Below are 1,737 nucleotides of genomic sequence, written 5' to 3'. Positions count from 1 at the left end.
GGGGATCGCCGGCACGGGGAGCGAGTCGGGAAGGCTGCCGATCCGGGCGACTGGCAGGTGCAGCACCTCCGCCGCCGTCGTGACGACGATGACCGCGAGCAGCGAGGCCGGCACGGCAGGGGTGATCCGGGGCAGGACGAGCATGACCACGGCGACGGCCGCGACGCACGCGAGCGTCCACCCGACGGCGTCACCTCGGTCGGCCACCGAGCGGACGGCGGCGACGACGGGGTTTCCGCCGGCGGCCTCACGCGTGTCGAGGGCACCGGGGACCTGCTGGAGGAAGATGATCGTCGCGATCCCGAGCGTGAAGCCCTCGACCACCGGCCAGGGAATGAAGGTCACCACCCGGCCGAGCCGCGCGACGCCGGCGACGAGGACGATGAGGCCCGCCATGACCGCGAGGACCGGCACGGCACCGGCACCGTGGCTGGCGACGATCGGCGCGACGACGACGGCCATGGCGCCGGTCGGTCCGGAGACCTGGACGTGGGAGCCGCCGAAGACCGCCGCGACGATCCCCGCGACGACCGCGGTGACGAGGCCGACCGCAGGGCTGACGCCGGAGCTGACGGCGAACGCCAGCGCGAGCGGCAGGGCGACGACACCGACGGTCAGCCCCGCCAGCAGGTCGGAGCGCAGCGCGAGCGGACGCAGGTCGTAGTCCCTGCGAGCCGGCCACAGCCCACGTGGCGTCCACTTGGCTCTGGCGCGCCGGGGCACGGTCGAGGCGGGTGCGTTCACTCCGACGCCCCGGTCGCGGGCGTCCCGGGCGCGTCCGTCTGTGCTGCGCCGCTGGCGGGAAGGGGCGGGAGGCTCTCCGCGGCGGCCAGCTGCTCGGCCGAGTGGGCCAGCCGGGCGGTCAGGAAAGCGCGGGCGACGACGAGCAGCTCCGCCACGAGCGGTTGGCTCAGCCGGTAGACGACCGCGTTGCCCTGTCGTGTCGACGTGACGACGCCGGCTCGCTTGAGGACGGTCAGGTGCTGGGACAGCGCGGATGCCTCGGCACCGGTCGCATCGAGCAGCTCACTGACCGGCGCTGCATGCTCCGGGGCCCCGCTGAGCACCTCGAGCACCTGGATGCGGACGGGGTGGGCGAGCGACTTGAACAGCTCAGCCTTGATCGCGTAGAGCGGGGCCGTCGCAGCGGACAGCGGCATGGTTTTCCTCCTTCGCCGCACATGACTTTAGCGATTGCTAAACTCATCAGGCCCGGTGTCCATGGGGCGAGACATCCCGCCACGAATTGGCCGCCTCAGCGGAATCCTGCGCTGCACTCACTCGTTCCCTCCATGAGCTGCAGTCCCGCAGCCCACCCTCGAGTGAGAGAGAGAAGTCGAAACGTCGTGCAGAAGCGCAAGCAGTACGTGGAGATCGAGGAAGACAGTGGCACCGTCCTGCGCTACTTCCACCACCTGAACGGTGACGGCCTCGTCGAGGAGACGGCAGCGGTCGACCCCACCGCGTATGTCGAGCGGTCGGCCTACGTCGACCCGGGCGCCAAGGTCGACGCGCACGTCCGCATCCACAGCGGGGCATGGGTCGACCGGGACGCGTTGGTCCAGGCTGGCGCGCTCATCGGCAGCGCCGTGCACGTGGGTCGTGGAGCGGTGATCGGGCGGGGCGCCAAGCTCGGCCCCCGGGTCAAGGTCGGCGCCGGCGCACGCGTCGAGGACGGTGCGCACGTCGCGGCCGACGTGATCATCGCCGCCGGCGCGGTGGTGCGCGAGCCGCGCC

The 1,737-nt window shown here is 72.2% G+C and carries 3 protein-coding genes; 1 reads left to right on the top strand and 2 read right to left on the bottom strand.

The genetic code is table 11. From position 1 onward, the window contains the following. The coding region (locus tag N864_RS22060; protein ID WP_240474456.1) for a SulP family inorganic anion transporter at nucleotides 1-744 on the bottom strand (744 nt) is incomplete at its 3' end. Further along, entirely contained in the window at nucleotides 741-1,160 is a 420-nt protein-coding gene (locus N864_RS22055) for an ArsR/SmtB family transcription factor (RefSeq protein WP_034722585.1), read from the bottom strand. The genes N864_RS22060 and N864_RS22055, both read right to left, overlap by 4 nt. A gap of 186 nt (nucleotides 1,161-1,346) precedes the next feature. Here N864_RS22055 and N864_RS25280 point away from each other — a divergent pair. Then, nucleotides 1,347-1,737, top strand: a 391-nt coding sequence (locus tag N864_RS25280) for an LbetaH domain-containing protein (protein WP_034722582.1), incomplete at its 3' end; no start/stop codon positions are given.

It is taken from the genome of Intrasporangium chromatireducens Q5-1 (genome assembly GCF_000576575.1).
Classification (GTDB): domain Bacteria; phylum Actinomycetota; class Actinomycetes; order Actinomycetales; family Dermatophilaceae; genus Intrasporangium_A; species Intrasporangium_A chromatireducens.
This window is presented reverse-complemented; position numbering and strand designations above follow the sequence as displayed.